The sequence below is a fragment of the Alkalilimnicola ehrlichii genome (assembly GCF_003399765.1).
Classification (GTDB): domain Bacteria; phylum Pseudomonadota; class Gammaproteobacteria; order Nitrococcales; family AK92; genus AK92.
In genome coordinates this window covers 1-1,579 of record NZ_NFZV01000072.1, presented here as the reverse complement: position 1 = coordinate 1,579, position 1,579 = coordinate 1, and the positions used below count along the sequence as shown (strand labels likewise).

General features: G+C 67.3%; 1 protein-coding gene. It reads right to left on the bottom strand.

The features are described from left to right. Positions 1 to 135: 135 nt before the first annotated feature. Positions 136 to 1,239: a hypothetical protein gene (locus tag CAI21_RS22675; protein ID WP_220349078.1), complete on the bottom strand. Its 1,104-nt coding sequence runs from the start codon at positions 1,237 to 1,239 to the stop codon at positions 136 to 138. Positions 1,240 to 1,579 lie beyond the last annotated feature (340 nt).

The window sequence follows — 1,579 nt, the reverse complement described above, 5'->3', positions numbered from 1 at the left end:
GTGCCGCTGCCGCTGGGGGTGCGGCAGATGTCGTCGGTTTGCAGCACGCCGCCGGAACCGGCGTGGACGGCGGTTTTGCCGTTGATGAGCACATTGCCAGCCATTGCTTTACTGCTCCTTGTATTTTACCCGGCTTCAGGCCGGTGTCAGGCAAACGGCGCCGCGTACCGGCGCGTTGGGGGTGTCGCACACCAGCACCGGGCCGGGTGCGGGAAAATCGTAACGCGCCAGGCCGCGTTGGGAGTCGTATTCGGCGGCGATCAGCGCCAGTTGTAGCGGCAGCGCGGCGACGCCGACATCGCCGAAGGCGATGTGCAGCCGCTGTTGCTTGGGGCCGCGCTGGCCGCGCCAGAATGCGACGTGGGTTTGATACCACTCCAGATCGCCGGCGATCTCGGCGCCGAGGCCGTGGGAGACGGCTTGCACGTCGGTGGCGGCGATATCGGCTTGTTGCAGCGCGGTTTTGATGGCGGTGCGCAGGCCGGGGAGGCTTTCGGTCTCGGCCTGGCCGACGGCCGGCTCCGCTTCGCTGGCCCAGCCGCGCAGCCAGGCCCGCACCGGTTGCTCGCCGGGCGTGCGGGTCAGCGCCACGGCCCCGGCCGCCTCGCCGGGAACGATGCCTTGCGTTGCGCCGGCCCTCATCGCGCGGTTGTCGTAGGCGAAATCGAGCACGGTGCCGGCGTCGATCAGCGAATCGACGCCGACGAAAATCAGCTGTTGCCAGTCGCCGTCGAGGCATTGCTGCAAGGCGTTGACGCCGCCGTCGGCATCGCGGCTGAAGTGCCAGTCGCAGGCGGCGAAGGCGGGAGCATGCTGTAGCACGCTCGCTTTTAGCGCCTGCGGTTTTACCGCATGGCCACGGGCACTAGCGGCGCTCGGGAGTAACACCTGGAGGCGCGTGTCGGCGGTGAGATACCGACGGTCGAGCTGCTTGGCGAGCGCTAACAGGGCATGTGCGAGCAGGAAAACGAGGCGCTCGGGCACGGGCGTGTCCGGCGGCAGCAGTTCCTTGTCGAGCGCAGCCGTTAACACCGGCGGCGCCCCTTGGTCGGGTACCGCTAGCGCGAGGGCCGGGTTGGGCTTGGCGCCGTTGAGCTTTAGCTGTACCGCGCCTTGGGCGGCGTAGTCGCCGGTGCCGGCCAGGGTGCAGACGCCGGTGGCGATGAGCGCCAACGGCTCGGGCGGTTTGGGCGGGGGCGGCGGCGGCGCGGCGGTTTTCTTCCGGTTTAGTATGCCCATGCCGTCGCTCCTTGGGCGGCCGCGCGCGGCCACATTGGCGCGATACGCAGGCCAGCGTAGGCCGGCGGCGGAGGCGGTGCGATCGGTCATCGGATGGGCTGCCGATGCGAGGGTTAAGCGGGTTATTTTTCATTATTGCCGCGTCTCCTTGCGACAGATTATGCGTTCGTTATTTTAAGGTGTCATCGGTTCGGGGACCGCGCACTCCGAAGCTGGCGCACACGGGTCCGCGTGTCGTGCCGACACGTCCGGACAGGGGCCGCGGCCAGAGGGAGAAGGCAGTATCGGTATAATAGGATACGAGATTTTTAGCATTCGCTCTAGTACGCCTTTACGGCTT

Bases quoted from the DNA above. Each gene is read 5' to 3' on its own strand.
- CAI21_RS22675 (WP_220349078.1), bottom strand. From the start codon at position 1,239: ATGGGCATACTAAACCGGAAGAAAACCGCCGCGCCGCCGCCGCCCCCG.